This window comes from Ensifer sp. ENS07, assembly GCF_014852185.1.
Taxonomy (GTDB): Bacteria; Pseudomonadota; Alphaproteobacteria; order Rhizobiales; family Rhizobiaceae; genus Ensifer; species Ensifer adhaerens.
In genome coordinates this window covers 39,171-55,117 of the sequence record NZ_JACVBE010000003.1, presented here as the reverse complement: position 1 = coordinate 55,117, position 15,947 = coordinate 39,171, and the positions used below count along the sequence as shown (strand labels likewise).

General features: G+C 63.0%; 12 protein-coding genes. 3 read left to right on the top strand and 9 right to left on the bottom strand.

Going from position 1 to position 15,947, the window contains the following annotated elements; translation table 11 throughout:
• Positions 1–122 precede the first annotated feature (122 nt).
• Both IB277_RS12970 and IB277_RS12965 read right to left on the bottom strand, forming a co-directional pair.
• On the bottom strand, positions 123–1,073 hold the full coding sequence (locus IB277_RS12970; RefSeq protein ID WP_060521781.1) for a polysaccharide lyase: 951 nt from the start codon (positions 1,071–1,073) through the stop codon (positions 123–125).
• Positions 1,074–1,081: 8 nt separating this feature from the next.
• Positions 1,082–2,431: an adenylate/guanylate cyclase domain-containing protein gene (locus tag IB277_RS12965; protein ID WP_060521782.1), complete on the bottom strand. Its 1,350-nt coding sequence runs from the start codon at positions 2,429–2,431 to the stop codon at positions 1,082–1,084.
• Between the two features lie 382 nt (positions 2,432–2,813).
• Between IB277_RS12965 and IB277_RS12960 the strand changes: the two genes are divergently transcribed.
• Positions 2,814–4,151, top strand: a complete 1,338-nt coding sequence (locus IB277_RS12960; RefSeq protein ID WP_180316489.1) for a nucleotide sugar dehydrogenase — start codon at positions 2,814–2,816, stop codon at positions 4,149–4,151.
• 35 nt (positions 4,152–4,186) lie between these two features.
• Here IB277_RS12960 and IB277_RS12955 read toward each other — a convergent pair whose 3' ends face one another.
• Complete coding sequence (locus IB277_RS12955) at positions 4,187–5,380, bottom strand: DUF3095 domain-containing protein (RefSeq protein WP_060586103.1); 1,194 nt, start codon at positions 5,378–5,380, stop codon at positions 4,187–4,189.
• Positions 5,381–5,659: 279 nt separating this feature from the next.
• Here IB277_RS12955 and IB277_RS12950 point away from each other — a divergent pair, with 279 nt between their 5' ends.
• On the top strand, positions 5,660–6,493 hold the full coding sequence (locus IB277_RS12950; protein ID WP_112974724.1) for an MBL fold metallo-hydrolase: 834 nt from the start codon (positions 5,660–5,662) through the stop codon (positions 6,491–6,493).
• 96 nt (positions 6,494–6,589) lie between these two features.
• Complete coding sequence (locus IB277_RS12945; RefSeq protein ID WP_034799175.1) at positions 6,590–6,772, top strand: hypothetical protein; 183 nt, start codon at positions 6,590–6,592, stop codon at positions 6,770–6,772.
• Positions 6,773–6,897: 125 nt separating this feature from the next.
• Here IB277_RS12945 and IB277_RS12940 read toward each other — a convergent pair whose 3' ends face one another.
• From IB277_RS12940 to IB277_RS12915, 6 genes are all read right to left on the bottom strand, one after another.
• Positions 6,898–7,662: a polysaccharide deacetylase family protein gene (locus tag IB277_RS12940; RefSeq protein WP_192371023.1), complete on the bottom strand. Its 765-nt coding sequence runs from the start codon at positions 7,660–7,662 to the stop codon at positions 6,898–6,900.
• Positions 7,659–8,756, bottom strand: a complete 1,098-nt coding sequence (locus IB277_RS12935; protein ID WP_113080923.1) for a glycosyltransferase family 4 protein — start codon at positions 8,754–8,756, stop codon at positions 7,659–7,661. Before IB277_RS12935 ends, IB277_RS12940 begins: the two co-directional genes overlap by 4 nt.
• A gap of 147 nt (positions 8,757–8,903) precedes the next feature.
• Positions 8,904–9,185 carry a hypothetical protein gene (locus IB277_RS12930; protein WP_034799172.1) on the bottom strand — a complete coding sequence of 94 codons (282 nt, stop codon included), beginning with the start codon at positions 9,183–9,185 and terminating at the stop codon, positions 8,904–8,906.
• A gap of 103 nt (positions 9,186–9,288) precedes the next feature.
• Complete coding sequence (locus IB277_RS12925; RefSeq protein WP_192371022.1) at positions 9,289–10,743, bottom strand: lytic transglycosylase F; 1,455 nt, start codon at positions 10,741–10,743, stop codon at positions 9,289–9,291.
• A gap of 36 nt (positions 10,744–10,779) precedes the next feature.
• The gene (locus tag IB277_RS12920; RefSeq protein ID WP_034799170.1) at positions 10,780–12,882 is read right to left on the bottom strand and encodes a mechanosensitive ion channel family protein; all 2,103 of its coding nucleotides are present in this window, start codon (positions 12,880–12,882) and stop codon (positions 10,780–10,782) included.
• 141 nt (positions 12,883–13,023) lie between these two features.
• Positions 13,024–15,615, bottom strand: a complete 2,592-nt coding sequence (locus IB277_RS12915) for an SH3 domain-containing protein (RefSeq protein ID WP_192371021.1) — start codon at positions 15,613–15,615, stop codon at positions 13,024–13,026.
• Between the last annotated feature and the right edge of the window lie 332 nt (positions 15,616–15,947).

Sequence of the window (15,947 nt, the reverse complement as noted above, 5' to 3'; positions counted from 1 at the left end):
AGCAGCACGCTTCCCTCATTGCTTTTTATCCGCCGCCTCTAAAAAAAGACTAGCGCAGCTTCCAAGGGCTGTCCAGCACACCGGTTGCAGACGAGGCTCTACCCACCTGCATCTTCAGATGGTTAGAACGAAGGGCAGGCACCGCCCTTCAACACGTCGGCGCAATTGGCCGAGCGTCGGAAGTCGTCGTAAAACAGTGTCCAGTCGGTTTTATCGGCCGCCCGGTAGGGGCCGAACTTGAAGTACTGGTTCTTGCCGAGCCCCTTGTCGTCGTGACCGATATGGCCCGTCACCGTGATGATCGGCTTGTCGTTGGCGAAGAGTTCGATGCGACCCGTGCCATTGGCTCCCGGCAGCGTGTAGATCGCGAAATCGATCCAGCCGGACTTCGGGTCGGGCAACGGATTGCCGTGGTTCGTCACCTTGATCGCATCGGTGCATGCATTGAAGAGACTGCCGTCGATCAGCTCCCAGTTGCTGTCTGCGGCGACCAGCATGCGCATCTGGTTGACGCCCGGCCGCCCCCATACGGGGATCTCGCCCGGTTTGCAGCTCGCCGGCTTCCCCTCAGGACCGGCCCAGAGCGGCGCGATATAGTTCGTTTCCACAGTGGCGAAAAGTTTGCCGGCCTCGAGCCTCAAGGCAAGGAACGGGCTGAAATCGCCCTCGGCACCCGGATCGATCTCGCGCTTCCACTGGGCGATCAGATAACGATGGTCCTCATTCGGGATCGGGTCGGCAAACTTGACCGCGAAACCATACCAGACGCCCTGGTCGTATGGCACGCGCAGCGCCGTCTTTTCCCAGATCTCGGCCCGCTCGCTGCAACCGTCGAGCGAATCGGGACAGGTCGGAACGACGCTCAGCTTGAGCGCGCCATTACCGTTATGCTTGACCTCGTTCTGAAACTCCACCGTGCCGGCGGTCTGCTCGAAGTTCTCGCGATAGTAGAGCCCGCCCTCAGGCGCAAAATCCCGCCCCTCGAAGTCGTCGGAAAGCTTGGTTTCCCATGGCTGCGCCATCGCGCTCCCGGCCATGACGATGGAAGCGACGAAAAGGACGGTGCGAAACATTCTTCCCCCTATTGAAGCATCTTGTCGATAAGGCCGCGCGGCGGCTGGAGCGGACGCGTATTGCGATGAAGCAGCATGACATGCTCCGCCTCGGAAAGTCCATCCTGCAACACGTCGTCGAATCGTTCATCGGCCCTTGCGAGCAAGGCAGCGTCGTTGGGGTAGAGGATCGTGAATTTCTGCCGCACGCCGCGGAGCTTTTCCTGGCCGAGGGCCGTCCAGTCGCCGCCGCAATAATTGACGAAGGCTTCGCTCGCGACGACGCTGTGGGCGTATTTCTTGGTCAGGTTCTGCAACCTCTGGACTTCGTTGACGGCCGAGCCGAAGGCCGAGAACGTCAGCCGGTCGCGCAGGCCCACATTGCCGAACATCACGTTGCCCACATGCAGACCGATGCCGTAGCCGATCGGATCGCGTGCCTGCTTGCGCCGCTCGCCGTTCAGCATGTCCATGCGTGCGGTTGCCGCGCGCACGGCGGCAAAGGCCTCGCGGGCGGCAAATTCCGAGGGCTCCTTGTGGCGCCCACAGGGATAGACGGCGATGAAGCCGTCACCGACGAAGCTCAGAATATGGCCACCGTTGCGATTGAAGGGGGCTGCGATTGCATCGAAATAGGTGTTCAGGGTCTCGATATAGGACTGACGCCCTTCCTTTTCCGCCAGCATCGTCGAGCGGCGCATGTCGCCCATGACGAGGACGGCGCGCACGGTCTCGCCGTCGCCGCGGCGAACCTGGCCGCTCATCACACGCCGGCCAGCGCTGGAGCCGAGATAGGTGGTCAGCATGTTGTCGGCGAGCTTGCCGAGCACCGCCATCTTCGCCGCGACTGCCAGATGGTATTGCAGCTTCAAAAGCGCGCCAATGACATCGTCCGTGAAGCCGCCGTGCCGATCGGTCGTCCAGGATCCCACCATGCCGTGGCCGGAATCGGCGCCGAGAGACTGCATGAAGGCGAGATAGTCCGTCGCACCCTGCTCCTTCAGATCGTCGAAGATCGGAAATTCGGACGGGGTATCCTGGTAGATGCGCCGGCGGACATGCTCGAGATTGTTGTTGAGCAGGTAATAGTAAGGGCTCTGCAGGAACCGCTCGGGATTAAGCGCCAGTTCCTCGTGCCGAAGGCCGCTGACCTCCACGCCCTTGCCGCGCACCCAGGTGAAGCCCAGAGCATCGTAAAGCGGGTGCAGCATCGAGAAGGAAAGATGGACGCGCATCAGCGGCAAGCCGGCGGCCGCCAGCCGCTCGCAGAAGCCTTTGACGATCGTCTCCAGCGGCGCGTCGCTCAGCGATGTGCGCATCAGCCAGTCGGCGACCTTGTCGATGAGGATTTCGGATACGTTGTCGTTCGTCGGGCCCATTTCGCGTCCTCGCATGACAGACCGTCCCGCGTCAGCATCCGGAGACGGCGAACGCCCCGGCAATTTGCCGGTTCATGTTCGCGGTGGATGATGATGAGCCGTGCCCGTTAAGAAAATGCTCCAACCGATTCCGGCGTCGATGACGTGCAGGCACCCGGAATGCGGCACTTATATGTTGCAGATATTCACGCGCGCCGCCAATTTCCAGAGGCGAACGAAGATTTTTCCGACCTGTTGCAGCATGAAGATTTGATAGCCGGCTCAACGGCCTGCCAGCGGCCCTGGTGCCGGGCCTCGCTTGACTTGGGGCTTGTTTCTCTCCAACAAACCACGACATGTTCGCGCGCCGCGCCTGTCTGTCCACGAGATCCGGAACCGAAACTTGACCTCACCTCATTTCGAAAGCCTGCTGTCGTCCATCTCCGACCGGAGCGCCAAGGTCGGCGTCATCGGGCTCGGCTATGTCGGCCTGCCATTGGCGATTGCGGCAGCGCGCGCGGGCTATTCCGTCATCGGTTTCGACATCGATCCCGGCAAGATCGTCGCGCTCGATGCGGGCAAGTCCTACATCGGGGCGGTCTCGGACGCTGTCCTTGCCCGGGAGAGCGGTGCTGGCCGTTTCCGTTCCACGACGGATTTCCTCGAACTGTCCGGCTGCGACGTCATCATCATCTGCGTGCCGACGCCCCTGACCAAATATCGCGACCCGGACCTTTCCTTTGTCGAAAAGACGTCGCGCGCGATCGCCGCAACCCTGCGTCCCGCGCAGCTCATCGTCCTGGAATCGACCACCTACCCCGGTACGACCGATGGCATCGTGCGCAGCATCCTCGAGGAAACCGGGTTCAAGTCCGGCGCCGAATTTTTCGTCGGCTTTTCACCCGAGCGCGAAGACCCGGGCAACCCGGTCTATGAGACCGTGAGCATTCCGAAGGTCGTCGCCGGCGACGGCCCCGAGGCGGCAAAGCTGATGGAGGCGTTCTACGCTTCCGTGGTCAAGACGGTCGTTCCGGTCTCGTCCAACGCCACGGCGGAAGCCGTGAAACTCACCGAAAACATCTTCCGCTCGGTCAACATCGCGCTCGTCAACGAATTGAAGATTGTCTACGAGGCGATGGGCATCGACGTCTGGGAAGTGATCGAGGCCGCCAAAACCAAGCCGTTCGGCTATATGCCGTTCTATCCCGGCCCCGGCCTCGGCGGCCACTGTATTCCGATCGACCCTTTTTACCTCACCTGGAAGTCGCGCGAATACGAACTGCCGACGCGTTTCATCGAGCTTGCCGGCGAGATCAACTCGGCCATGCCGCGCCACGTCGTCAGCCGACTGGCCGAGGCGCTGGACCGGCACGCCGGCAAGGCGCTCAGCCGCTCCACCGTTCTCGTCATCGGCCTCGCCTACAAGAAGAACGTTCCCGATATTCGCGAGAGCCCATCGTTGCGCCTGATCGAACTGATCGAGGAGCGCGGCGGCCACACCGCCTATCACGACCCCTACGTTACCGAGATCCCGCCGACGCGCGAATATGCCGCTCTGAAGGGCCGGCGTTCAGTGACGCTCGACGAGCCCACGGTGGCGGCGTTCGACGCCGTGCTGATCGCCACCGACCACGACCAGGTGGACTACGCAGCCCTCGCCAAGTGGGCGCCGCTCGTCGTCGATACCCGCAACGTCTTCCATCGAAACGGCCTGACGGGCAGCCACATTATCAAGGCATAGCGCAACGGTCGTGCGCATCCCTGTGGCCACAACAGCTAGCCGGCGCCACCCGCAAAGGGTTGAGTAGCCTTGTTGCGCGCCAGCGCGGCCTTGAGATTGCTCGCCGCCACCGCATAGCCTCCAGAGGCGCCGTCGACGAAGTGTATGTGGTCGCGGGTCATCGGCGTCGGCACGATGCAGGTCATCAGCGCCGAATCCTGCCGGTGCAGGCCATAGTGTCCGACGCCCTCTGCCTCTGCCCGCTGCAGCCGCGCCTCGATCCGTTCGAGGCACGGGGCACTGATATCGATCGTCATTTTCAGGCCGTCGTCGAATTTACGGAAGTCGGTGTTGTCGGCAAGGTCGCGGCGGTATCGGTTCGTATCGAAGGGCCCAAGGTTCCAGCCCATGCGAAGGCAGACGAAAAGTGCCAGCGTCTGCACGGTGATAACGCAACGCTTCAGGAAACGTCGCCCTCGCGGAGCGGCCGCGCGCGTCTCGGTGTCGATCCCCTGGAAGGAGAACCGCGCGGTCGGACCAAGCTCGGGAACGGGGTGACCGCCGCGACCTTCCTCGTCGGCAAGCGCGACGATGTCGGCGATCAGCGCCTGGAATTCCGGTCCGTTGCCCTTCGCGCCCGGCACCGCGATGATCGAGGCAATCGTGCCGTGGCGGGACTCGATCGGGTTCCAGCGACAGGAAAGGCCGGTCAGGTCCGGCCGGCTGCCGGCAGGCGCTGCCGCGACGTGATAGCGCCCGGCCTTCATTGCCGCCTCGGCCCAGCTTGCGCCGCCGCCTGCAAACATCGCGTAGGAAACCTCGTCGCTGGCCTTGAAGCGGGCGACGCGCATGTCGAGCCCGTGCTGGCGGATGTCACTGACCGGAACGAGCGCGGTCCGCAACTCAAGGTCAAGTTCCTCCGCCACCCAGGTCTTCACCGCGGCCAGCGCGTCGCGGGCCCTGTCGGCCATTGATGCCGGCAGCGCCGCCAAGGCGCCATCCCCCCCGAATACGAAGGGCATCGTCTTTTCTTCGAGCACGTTCATCAGGGCGGATATGACGCTGGCGCCAGCCATGTTGACTGTCTTGTAGCGGCCGTCGGCAATCGCACCGGTCGAGTTGACGATATCGGCCACGGCCAGCAGCCAGCCGTCCGGCAACGGCCGGTAATTCGCTTCGTCCGCGACGCCTTCGAAGGCGTCGAACAACGGCACGCTATCGTAAAATCGGCCTTCCATTGCCTCAACCATCAGCGCCTCGATCTTCGCTCGCCCTTAACGTTCGTCAGATAATCCACGCAGGAGCGCAACAAAAAGTTTCGTTGGCTGTTACCAGGGGGACACCTCTGTCCGTTTCGGCGGCCTAGTGGTTGTGCGAGAAGCGGATCGGGCCGGAGCGGAACTTGGCGACGCGAAGGTTAGTTTCCAAATAATGACCCACGGCATTGCAGGGGTGTGGCCATCTGTGCTTGTTTAACAGTCATACAAGGATCAAAATGATCCAAGTGTGCGTAGTGAAGCCGAAACTGAATGCGTGACGACAACTTTCGAGTGCGGTTCTGGGGCGTAAGAGGAAGTTTGCCGGTCTCCGGCCAACAGTACGTCGCCTATGGAGGAAATACATCCTGCATCGAGATTCGATGCGGTAAGGACGTATTGCTGTTCGATGCCGGTTCTGGCCTGCGCGAGGCGGGATATGCGTTGATCGCCGAAGGTGTCGAAGAGTTCGATCTGTTCTTCACTCACAGCCACTACGACCACATTATCGGTCTTCCCTATTTCAAACCCATCTACAAATGTCGCAATTCGGTGCGCTTCTGGTCAGGCCATCTGCACGGCACCATGACCACGCGGGAGATGATCCGCGATTTCATGCGCCCGCCGTGGTTCCCGGTCGATCCCGACATCTGTCAGGCGAGCCTCGACGGCATGGACTTCAAACCCGGTGACGTGCTGACCCCGCGTGCCGGCGTCACCATCCGCACGATGAGCCTCAATCATCCCGGTGGCTGCGTCGGCTACCGGATCGAATGGAATGGCCGCGCCGTCGCGCTCGTCTATGATACCGAGCACGAGCCGGGCGTTCTCGATCCCGGCGTCCTTGAACTGATCGCCGGCGCTGAACTGTTCGTCTACGACTGCACCTATCTCGAAAGCGAGATGGAGCATTTTCAGGGTTACGGACACTCGACCGGCATGCATGGCGCACGACTGGCGATGGCCGCCGGCGTCAAGCAGCTCGCCATGTTCCACCACGATCCGTCGCGCACCGATGAGGCGTTGGCCGCCATGGAACGCGATGTCAAGGCGACATTCCCCGGCGCCTTTGCCGCCCGCGACGGACAGATCGTCGAGCTCGATTGAGCATCTGAAATCGCGTCGCGATGTCCTTTACCCGAAATTCGGGCCGGAACTATTTCACGCCTCGTGGATTCCTTCTTTCCAAAGAAGGAGCGCCGCATGAGCAAGGACAAGAAGGCCCAGCAGGCGATCGAGGAAACCGGCAAGGATCCGTCGGGTGGGCAGCATCTTCCAACCGCAGGTCCTCATGCAAAGGATCGACTGACCGACAAGACCAAGACCCCCGGCTCAGGGTTGCTGCCGGACAACGATGACGACACTGTCGTACCCGGTAGCGGCTGAGGTGGTGTTCCAGCAAAACATGGGCCGTCGCATCCGACGGCCGCGCCTCCCTGACATGGCAGCAAGCGTCCCTACTGTTTGTCGCGGCAGCTGGCCAAACTACGCTTCCGCCAGCGAAAGGATCATTAAGCTATGAGATCGGCTCCGGTCCGCCAGCGACAGGCCGGATGCGCGGCCGTAAGCGTGAAGAGCTCCTCCATGAAGGACCAAACGCCGGCGTCGTGAACCAGATGATGGGTGAGCACTCCGATGGTTCGCCCGGCCTGATCCCGCCTCTTTTCATCGTCACCGCAGATCTGCCTTAGCCTGGCGATGATGTCTGCTACAATCGCCGCGTGCTCGCGGCAGCCGCGTGTTCCCTGCCAATCCATCACATCGGCATGGGTGTTGACGAGCTTGAAGAGCGAGGGTTTTTCCGGACCGAAGACCGACAGCGCCGCAAAACCGACCCCGGGCAGGTCATCCAGAAGCGCGCCGTCGATCCGGTTCCACGGCGGCACCAGCATCGGCACGAAGCTGCGCGGAAACAGCGCCTGGAGACGCGCGTAACCCTCCGTGAGTTCATCGAGAACCGTTGAGCGTGGCCGGTGCGCGCCGAGTTCCTGTTTCTTTTCCTCGGGCGGAGCATGGTTGCGGTGCGCCCAGCCGTGCACCGCGACGCTGACGCCGGCATGTCCATCGAGGCGGCGCGCAAGCGCCTCGCCCGTCAGCGCGGGCGGCACGGCGATGACCACCGGAATCAGGTGCTTGTCAACCAGCGACAACAGGCGGTCGAGTGCTGCCGTCGGCTCGGCGGCGTCGTCGTCCCGCAGCCAGAAATCAACCTGTCGCCCGGACGCGGCCACGCGGTCGAGCGCGACGGCAAGCTGCTGCCAATGGGGTTGTCTCATGCCGTCGCCTCCAGATGCTCGTCAAATATCGTGCGCAGCCGCCGCGCCGCGGCAGGGAAGGAACGTTCGTCATGGACGAACCGTCCGGCGGCCGTACCCAATCTCCGCCGAAGGACCGGATCCTCTATCAGCGCGCGCATCGCCGCCGCAAAGGCGGTGGCATCGCCGTCGGGCGTAAGGATCCCGGTCTCGCCGTCCCTGACCACTTCCGGCACGCCGGCGGTATTCTGCGCAACGACTGGCAGGCCCGCCGCCTGAGCTTCGAGATAGGCAAGCCCATAGGCCTCGCCGCAGCCCGGCCAAACGTAGAGGTCGCTGCCGGCAAGAATAGCCGGCAGATCGGCAGCGCTCCTTTCGCCGCGCCAGTCCAGCCGGTCGGACGGCAAGGCCGAGAAGGCCTGTTGCACCTCGTCGCGGCACGGACCGTCGCCGACGATCGTCAGGGTCCAGCGGCTATCGGCGATGTGTGTCAGCGATTGCGCCAGCATGCGGTAGCTGTCCAGCTTGTCGCCGCTGCGCATCATGGCGACTACGACCATGCGGCAGAGGTCATCCGTGCTTCCGCCGCCCGGCACGAAAGGGGCCGCATCGATGAAGGGTGCAAGCATCGCGTGGCGGCAGTCGGGCGCGGCCTCCAGCAGGCCATCCCGGTCCCGGCGCGTCATGCAGATGTTGACTGCCGCCTGCTCGATGGCCTGGAGCACGTGGCGTTGGGCGATCGCGCGCACGCCCTCGTTTCGCCGCGCCGAGTAGGAGGCTTCTGCCGTTACGTAGGGGATGGTGAATTCGGCGGAAAGCGAAGGGCCGAGCAGGTCCGGCGCCTTGTAGTAGGGATGGTAGCAGAACCATAGATCGGGGGCGCCGTCGCGCATCCAGCCCTGCCGGAGGCGGGTGATCTCGCCTGCCGCCGCTTGCCCCAGTTCACGAAAATCTACGTCCGACGCGGCCGCCATGAAGCTGCGCAAGTCCGAGACGACCGCGACCTCGTGCCCTCCCGCACGGAGTGCTGCAACCAGCATGCGCGCCATCAAGCGATCACCCGAAGGCACGGGATGGTCAGGGGATTTCAGCGGTGCGTAAAAGGCGATCTTCATCCGCAGCGAGCTATCGTTTCTCCGCGGCGGCCTGTCAACCGACCGCGCCGGGAGCTTGCCGCTTTCCGGTGGGATCGCGGGAGAGGAAAGCATGCGTCCGCGCCGCCATCTGCAGCCAAGGGGATACCAGGCCCGACCGCCAGCGGTTCATCGGTCGATCGGCAAATCGTAGTAGTCCCGGCGGATCAGTTTCAGCGAACGGTCCGGCTCGATGACATAGGTTTCCTGAACGAAGCTGTTGCCGCTCGTGAAGCGGTGCGGGACGATGCTGCCGACGGGCGCCTTCGTCAACTTCGTGCGCGGCTGCCCGCCATAGGTGATGCTGCCGGGGATCGGCTCCAGGTCCGGCGTCGTGCAGCCTGCAAGCGTCACCGCGGACAGAGCAAGCAGGCCAAACAGCCCGCCAAGGCTGCGGATGTTTTTCACCATGATCACCTGGCAGCCCCATCGCCGTCCGTGGACCGCTCCGTGCCTGCCACTCCTTGTTTCGTTTCTCTTCTTCCAGCGCGGCCAGATCGCGCCGCCGCGTTCGCTAAGGCGTTGCAGCCACCCCTGTGCTGCCGGCCTTCTCGACCGTGGTTTCCGCATCATGCTCCGAGAGGAGGCTATAGGCGACATAGTATTTGTAGATATTGCTGACGTATTGCACCGTCTCGCGCCCGACGATCGCCGCCGCCGCATTCTCGACATTGCCGAACCAGAGGTTCGGGTCGAGCCCCATATCCTTGGCCTTGGCCCTGAACTTGCGCAGGTTCCCCGGTCCGGCATTGTAGGCCGCGAAGGCAAACAGCATCTGGTTTTTCGGCGTGACGGCCGGGTCGTCGATGTAGGTATCGACAAGGTAGCGCAGATATTTCGAGCCCGCTTCGACGTTGAGGTTCTCGTCCTTATCGATGCCGCGAATGTTGACGGCCTTGTCCGCAGCGGTCGATGGCAGCAACTGCATGATGCCGACCGCGCCCCTGTGGCTGCGGCGGGACTGATCGAGCTGCGATTCCTGGTAGCCCTGCGCCATCAGCATCAGGTGGTCGAAGGAATAGGTCTTCCCGTGCGTGCGGAAGATTTCCACGAGTTGCTTGAAACGTTCGACATCGGCTGGCGCATAGGCGCGCTTCAGCATCTTGTCGCCCTTGTAATAGGTGCTCCTCAGGATGTTGCCGAAGGTCGTCCCGACCTTGTGGGTCTTGACGAAGTCGTCGAGCACACCTTTAAGCTTGGGGCTGTCCTTGCGGATCGCCCAGGCGATCTCCCCGTGGTCGGAAACGACGATGTCGTCGCGCACCTTGAGGTCGGTGAACACCTTCACCCAGATGTCCGCCTTGTATTTGTCGACGACCGTCCAGGGCAGCAGGCCGGCATTGATCATCTCCAGGACGTCTTCGTCCTCGAGGTTCTCATCCATGTCCTTCAGCGTGATCGGCGCGCGACCGGCCTTTTCGAAGCCGGCGCTGAGCGCCGCCAGGTGCTCGTAATAACTGCTCGATCGGCGCACATGCAGTTCCTGCCCGCTCAAATCGTCGACGCTTGTGATCGCCGGCGCCGAAGGGCCGGTGACCAGCACCTCCTTGGCTTCGTCGAACAGCGGCGCGGTGAAATCGACCTTTGCAAGCCGCGTCTCGGTTATCGTCAGATTGGCCATGACGATATCGCCAAGCCCTTCTTCGAGCGCCGAGAGCAGACGCGCCCGCGGCATCGGCAGGAACCCGACGCGGATCTTGTCGATCTGCTTCTTCTTCCCCTTGTTGAGTTCGTGTTCGAGCGCCGTTCCGAAGTCGACGGCCGTGCCCAATTGCTGGCCGCGATCGAGGAAATAGATGGTCTTGCTGAAAGGCACGATAATGCGGATCACGCGCCGCTTTTCCATTCCGTCGAAGTCGTCCTTGTGTGGGACGAACATCGAGCGAAGGAATTGCTCATTCGACTGTGCCAAGGCGCCGCTTCCCGTGAAGAACACGAGAAGCAGCAGCCCCAAGAGAACGCGTTTCATGTCAGCCCCCAGCCCGAGAACCCTGTTGCCGAAATGCTATTCCTGCGGCGGACCGCCTTCGCCAAGCGCGGCGGCCGCATTCTTCTTGGCGATGGCGTCGCGGGTCGCGGCGGCCGCGGCGACGGATTGCTGCTGCTCGTCGCCCGCCACCTGCACGGTCGGCGAGGCGAAGTTGATGCCGTTTTCCTTGAAGGATTCCTTGATCATCACCTGCGCCCGGCGCCGGACCTGGGTCTGTGCCCCGGGCTTCGTCTTCATGGCGAAACTCAAGGTCATGCCGTAGTCGCCAAAGTTCTCGACACCCTTCATCTTGACCGTTTCCAGGATCAGCGGCCCGATATCCGGATCTTCGAGCAGCTTGGCGCCGATGCCCTTCACCAGTTTCTTCACCTTGGCGACGTCGGCATCGAAGGAAACGTTGATCAGGAACTTGTCGATCACCCAGTCGCGGCTCATGTTCTGCACCGCGCCGAGCGAGCCGAAAGGCACCGTGAACACGGGACCGCGATGATGCCGGAGCTTGACCGAGCGAATGCTGAAGGATTCGACCGTGCCCTTGTAGCTGCCGCTCTGGATGTATTCGCCGATGCGGAAGGCATCGTCCATCATATAGAAGATGCCGCTGATGACGTCCTTGACCAGCGTCTGCGAGCCGAAGCCGATCGCCACGCCGAAGACACCGGCGCCGGCAATCAGCGGGCCGATTTCCACCCCAAGGCCGGAGAGCACCATCAGCACGGCCACGATCGCGATGAAGGCTGCCAGAAAGTTACGCAGGATCGGCAGCAACGTCATCAGGCGGGTGTTGCGGGCGCGCTCGGCCGGATCCTCGGTCGCGTGATTGGCCTGCTTGACGCGCAGGTTGATGAAACCCTTGACGAGCTGCCAGACCAGATCTGCAGCCAGCAGGATGACGATACCCGCCAGGACGCCGCGGAACACCCGATTGAAGGCGTCGTCCTGCATCATCGACGTGGCGCTGACCTTGAAGACGAGCGCCAGCCAGCCGGCGGCAAGCGCGATGACCAGCAGCCGTGCGCCGCGCTCGATGAAGATGTTGCGCACCACGCGCGCATCGTCCTCTGCCGAGCTATCCAGCATCGTCTTGGTAAAGGCGCTCGTGAAACGCAGCAGCGGCGGCAAGCCGATCACGTAAAGGCCGATCCAGAACAGCACGTCCATGCCGGCGACCCAAAGCAGCCAAAGCACGATCAGGAACGCAACCAGGAACACGTTGCCGACGATACGGCGCGAACCGACAACGGCCCCCACCGGACGCCGCACGACTGTGAGGATCCCGAGCGCGAGGACCACGAGCCCAAGAAGCGCGGTGATGAGATTGCGCACGTCCGCGGAAATCGACAACGCGCTCATCGCGTCGCCGACACCCCAGACGAGCGCCCCGCCACCGATCAACCATAGGGCATGCCGGTGCCAGAAGCTGGCCTCATCGGGCGTGAGCGAGAGGTAACCGCCTCGCCCGTCCGCATTCCCCTCGTTGACCGGTCCCCCCGTCAGGACCGCCGAGGCGATGATCATCAAAAGGCGTGCTCCGATCCAGGCGCCGAGCAGCGGCGCGATCGTCGTTTCCAGCCGCGTCGGCCAGTCGGCGATCGCCAGCACCGACATGCTGGCGGCCGCAAAAACGATAAGCGGCAGAAGCCGTGTGAGCATGGTGCGGGCCGGCCCCGTCAGCACCGCCCCCTTCAGGCTGCGTCCGAGCAGCCAGCGCAGGAGATATTCGGCGCCGTAGCCGATCGCCAGGATCAGGAAAAACCCTTTGAGGATGGGAGCGGCGCCATGGCTCTCCATGTCGCCGGAAAGGCGCTGGCGCGCCGCCTGCATTTCCGGAAGGACACGCGGCACGGCGTTGCCGATGCCGGTGAGATGACGCCTGATTTCGGCGGTCCAACGCGCCACGACACCGGTTGCGGGCGTTCCGGCCGGAGCTTCGGCCGCAGTGGCGGGCGGGGCCTGTTTCGTCGACAGCCACTGTTTCACTTCCGGATCATCGAGAAGCTGGATCAGCTGCTGGACCTTTGCGGGCGGAGCCGCCGGCGCGGCTTCCTGCGCCAGCCCTGGCGAAACCAGCCCGAAAACAGCGGAAAGAAAAGCAAGGAGACCAAAGAGCGGCCCCATAAGCAAGCGACCCGACGACCCGACACAGCCCATTCTCATCACCCCCGACGAACATGCCCGTCCCCCGACCGGCACGACTCCCAATCTTTACAAAGGCTAACATACCACCGGGCTGTTGCGTCAACGCCAAATGCGACGCGGTCAGCGGCGACGGAAGCCACCGCCACCGTGGAACCCACCGCCTCCGTGGAAACCGCCTCCACCATGGAAGCCACCCCCACCGCCAAATCCCCCACCACCCTGGAAACCGCCGCCGTCAAAGCCGCCGCCCCCGAAGCCGCCCGGGCGGTCAAAGCCGCCACCGCCACCGGTCGGGAAATTCAGCGGCCGCTGATCGAACGACTGCCGCTCGAAGCTGCGCTGGTTGCCGAGCTGCCGGCCGATATTGTCGATCGCCAGATGGTCGGGGGCACGCTCGCGGGCAGCCTGCGCCACACCTTGGCCGGCCTGCTGCCGCGTCTCGATCCTCTGGTTGAGGTTCTCCGCTGCATCCGGATGATTGGCGGAGAATTGCTCGCCCGCCTTGGTCCTATCCTGGATCAAAGGCTTCTGGACTGGCTGCCAACCGTCGGGCGTATGCTTTTGCCATTGTCCGTCGTCACGACGATACACGTTTCCGTCACGGCCGGCATAGACGTCGCCGCCCTTGCCGCCGGCGACAAAGCCGTGGTTCCCGTCCGACGTGCGCCAATTGACGTCGGCGCCATTGGCGGTCGAGCCTCCGCTGATGCGGGCAAAATCGGATCCGTGCTTGACGGACGCGGTGCCCCAGCTTCCGTAGACGTTATGTCCGCCGCGAGCGATCGCCGCGTTGCCTGTGCGTGGATTGTAGGCGGCGACGAAGCCGCGGTCTCCGTTCGGTCCGTAGCCGGCCACGCCGCGAACATAGGTGCCCGTGCGCGGATTGTAGGCCGCACCGGCAGCAATGCCGCGATAGGGCCCGTAGGCATATCCATAGCGGCCGAACGTACCGATGGCCGGATTATAGAAGGCGCCGACGCCATAGGTTACCGGGCGTGGATAATAGGGCCAGTAACCGCCACCGGCCCAGCCGTAATCCCAATAGTCGTCATAGTACCAGCCGGTGCCGTAGACGAAGGTGTCCCAGGCGAGATAGGCACCCAGGTAACCCATCGTATAGCCGAACCAGACCGCGTCGGGCTCGGTATCGTAGATGCGCACATAGGTGGCATTGTAGATCGGCGACGACGGCGGGATGGTATAGATCTCGTCCGGCACCGCCTTTGCCACAGCGAACGGCCCGGTCGGTGCATCGCCGACGAACCAGACCCCGTCCTTCAGCACGAAATACTTGTCGCCGACCTTGATGACGGTCTCGTTGGTGTTGACCGCGTAGGTCAGGGACGTCCCGTCGATCGTTTCGAACTTCGGGTCGCCGCTATAGGCGACGTCCACCGTGACGGAGCCATCGAGCGAGACACGCGCCTTTTCGGGGATGCTCGCCTTCAGCCGCGCCTCTGCGTTTTCGGAGGTACCGGGAACGGACGCGCGCACCATGTAATAGGCGGCATCCTGCGGAATGTTCTGGAAGTCCTGCGGCAGCTTGGGCGTCGCGAAGGTCCAGGGGCCGTCGAGCGCGGTGCTCGCGAACCAGCGACCGGATACGAGGATGTACCAGCTTGAGTCAGCGTCACGGTAAAAGGCGTCGCTCTCGGTGTTGGTCGCAACCTTGAGACCGGTGCCCGGCACCTGTTCGAGTTTCGGCTCACCGTCGAAGGCGAGCAGTTCCGACGGTTTGTCCGAATAGATGACGTCGGGCACGATCACCTTGTCCGCCTGCGGCGGGATCGCCGCCTTGGCATCCTTCCAGTTGTCATCGTCCGGCAGTTTGCTGAGAATGTCGGGAAGCGACGAGGCGGACTGCCATCCCGAGGCGAGATCCTTCGATTGCAGCCATGACTTGTCGTTGCGCAGGTAATAGGTGGCGTCAGCCTCGACCTTGAACAGATCCCAATTGGTGTTGACCGTGAAGGAGAGGCCCTCGACGCCCTTGACCGGGGCAAACACGGCCTTGCCGTCGGTCTGCACCAGGATCGCCGGCTTCTTGCTGATAAAGATCGGCGGCGCGTCTGCCTTCAGCCCGTCGACATTGCCGAGCCGCTGGTAGTCGGCGAGGCTCGCCGTCAGCTTGTCCTCCGAAACGGTGATCGTCCCGACCGGCATCAGCATGCCGACCTCGAGCGTCAGATCCGCCAGTTCCTTCCGGTCGAGGACGGAGAAGTTGATCTCGGTCATCTTGATATCAGAAACGACGACCTGGCCGGAGGCGCTGTCAGCATCGGTCTTGCCGGTAACGCCAACCACGCCGAAGATCGGCTTGGCGTCGTCGGACTGCTTGTATTCAGCGGCGATCAGCGCATCGAGTTCGGTGAAATCCTTCCAGGCGTTGATCTGCGGCTGATAGAGCGTGATGGTCGCGCCACTATCGGTCTTGTAGGCGCGCGGCCAACCGAGCCCCTTAGGATCGGCATCGTTCAGGTACTTGCCGCTCACGAAGCCGTTCTGGCCATTGAAGCTTACCGCGCACCAGGTGCCCGCATCGTCGCATTCCTTGACATCGACCTCGGTTCCCTCGGCGATCGTCCCCAGACTGTTGAAGCCGGTTCCCGGTCCTTCCCGGAAATTGAGTGAGGCGCTCGTCGTTGCCGGCCCGGCCTGCGCCGGAACCGCGGCAATCGCGACGAGGATGAAGGCGAGTGTCAGTCTGCGCATTACGGTTCTCCAAGATCCCGGGCGGCCGACCCGCGCCCGCAACGACTGAAGCCGAAGCTGGCACCGGAACTGGTTGAGCCATAGACATCGTTGCCCATCGCCACAGCGCAAGTACGTAACAGTAACGGCGACCGTAACGGGTCACCGAGAAGTTAGACACAACGGAGCGGAACGTGCCGCAGCAAATGCCGGATACCGGAACGATTCGGAGCGCCGCAGGGGCGCATGCCGTTTCACCGCCCCTCCCCGGTCCTTCAGGTTGCCCGCTTCTGTCCCGATCGCGACGGTCGCTATCCCGTCTCCCCGGGCAAAATCATTAAAGCGTCGCAAAT

Bases quoted from the DNA above. Each gene is read 5' to 3' on its own strand.
- IB277_RS12970 (WP_060521781.1), bottom strand. From the start codon at position 1,073: ATGTTTCGCACCGTCCTTTTCGTCGCTTCCATCGTCATGGCCGGGAGC.
- IB277_RS12965 (WP_060521782.1), bottom strand. From the start codon at position 2,431: ATGGGCCCGACGAACGACAACGTATCCGAAATCCTCATCGACAAGGTC.
- IB277_RS12955 (WP_060586103.1), bottom strand. From the start codon at position 5,380: ATGGTTGAGGCAATGGAAGGCCGATTTTACGATAGCGTGCCGTTGTTC.
- IB277_RS12950 (WP_112974724.1), top strand. From the start codon at position 5,660: ATGCGTGACGACAACTTTCGAGTGCGGTTCTGGGGCGTAAGAGGAAGT.
- IB277_RS12945 (WP_034799175.1), top strand. From the start codon at position 6,590: ATGAGCAAGGACAAGAAGGCCCAGCAGGCGATCGAGGAAACCGGCAAG.
- IB277_RS12940 (WP_192371023.1), bottom strand. From the start codon at position 7,662: ATGAGACAACCCCATTGGCAGCAGCTTGCCGTCGCGCTCGACCGCGTG.
- IB277_RS12935 (WP_113080923.1), bottom strand. From the start codon at position 8,756: ATGAAGATCGCCTTTTACGCACCGCTGAAATCCCCTGACCATCCCGTG.
- IB277_RS12930 (WP_034799172.1), bottom strand. From the start codon at position 9,185: ATGGTGAAAAACATCCGCAGCCTTGGCGGGCTGTTTGGCCTGCTTGCT.
- IB277_RS12925 (WP_192371022.1), bottom strand. From the start codon at position 10,743: ATGAAACGCGTTCTCTTGGGGCTGCTGCTTCTCGTGTTCTTCACGGGA.
- IB277_RS12920 (WP_034799170.1), bottom strand. From the start codon at position 12,882: ATGGGGCCGCTCTTTGGTCTCCTTGCTTTTCTTTCCGCTGTTTTCGGG.
- IB277_RS12915 (WP_192371021.1), bottom strand. From the start codon at position 15,615: ATGCGCAGACTGACACTCGCCTTCATCCTCGTCGCGATTGCCGCGGTT.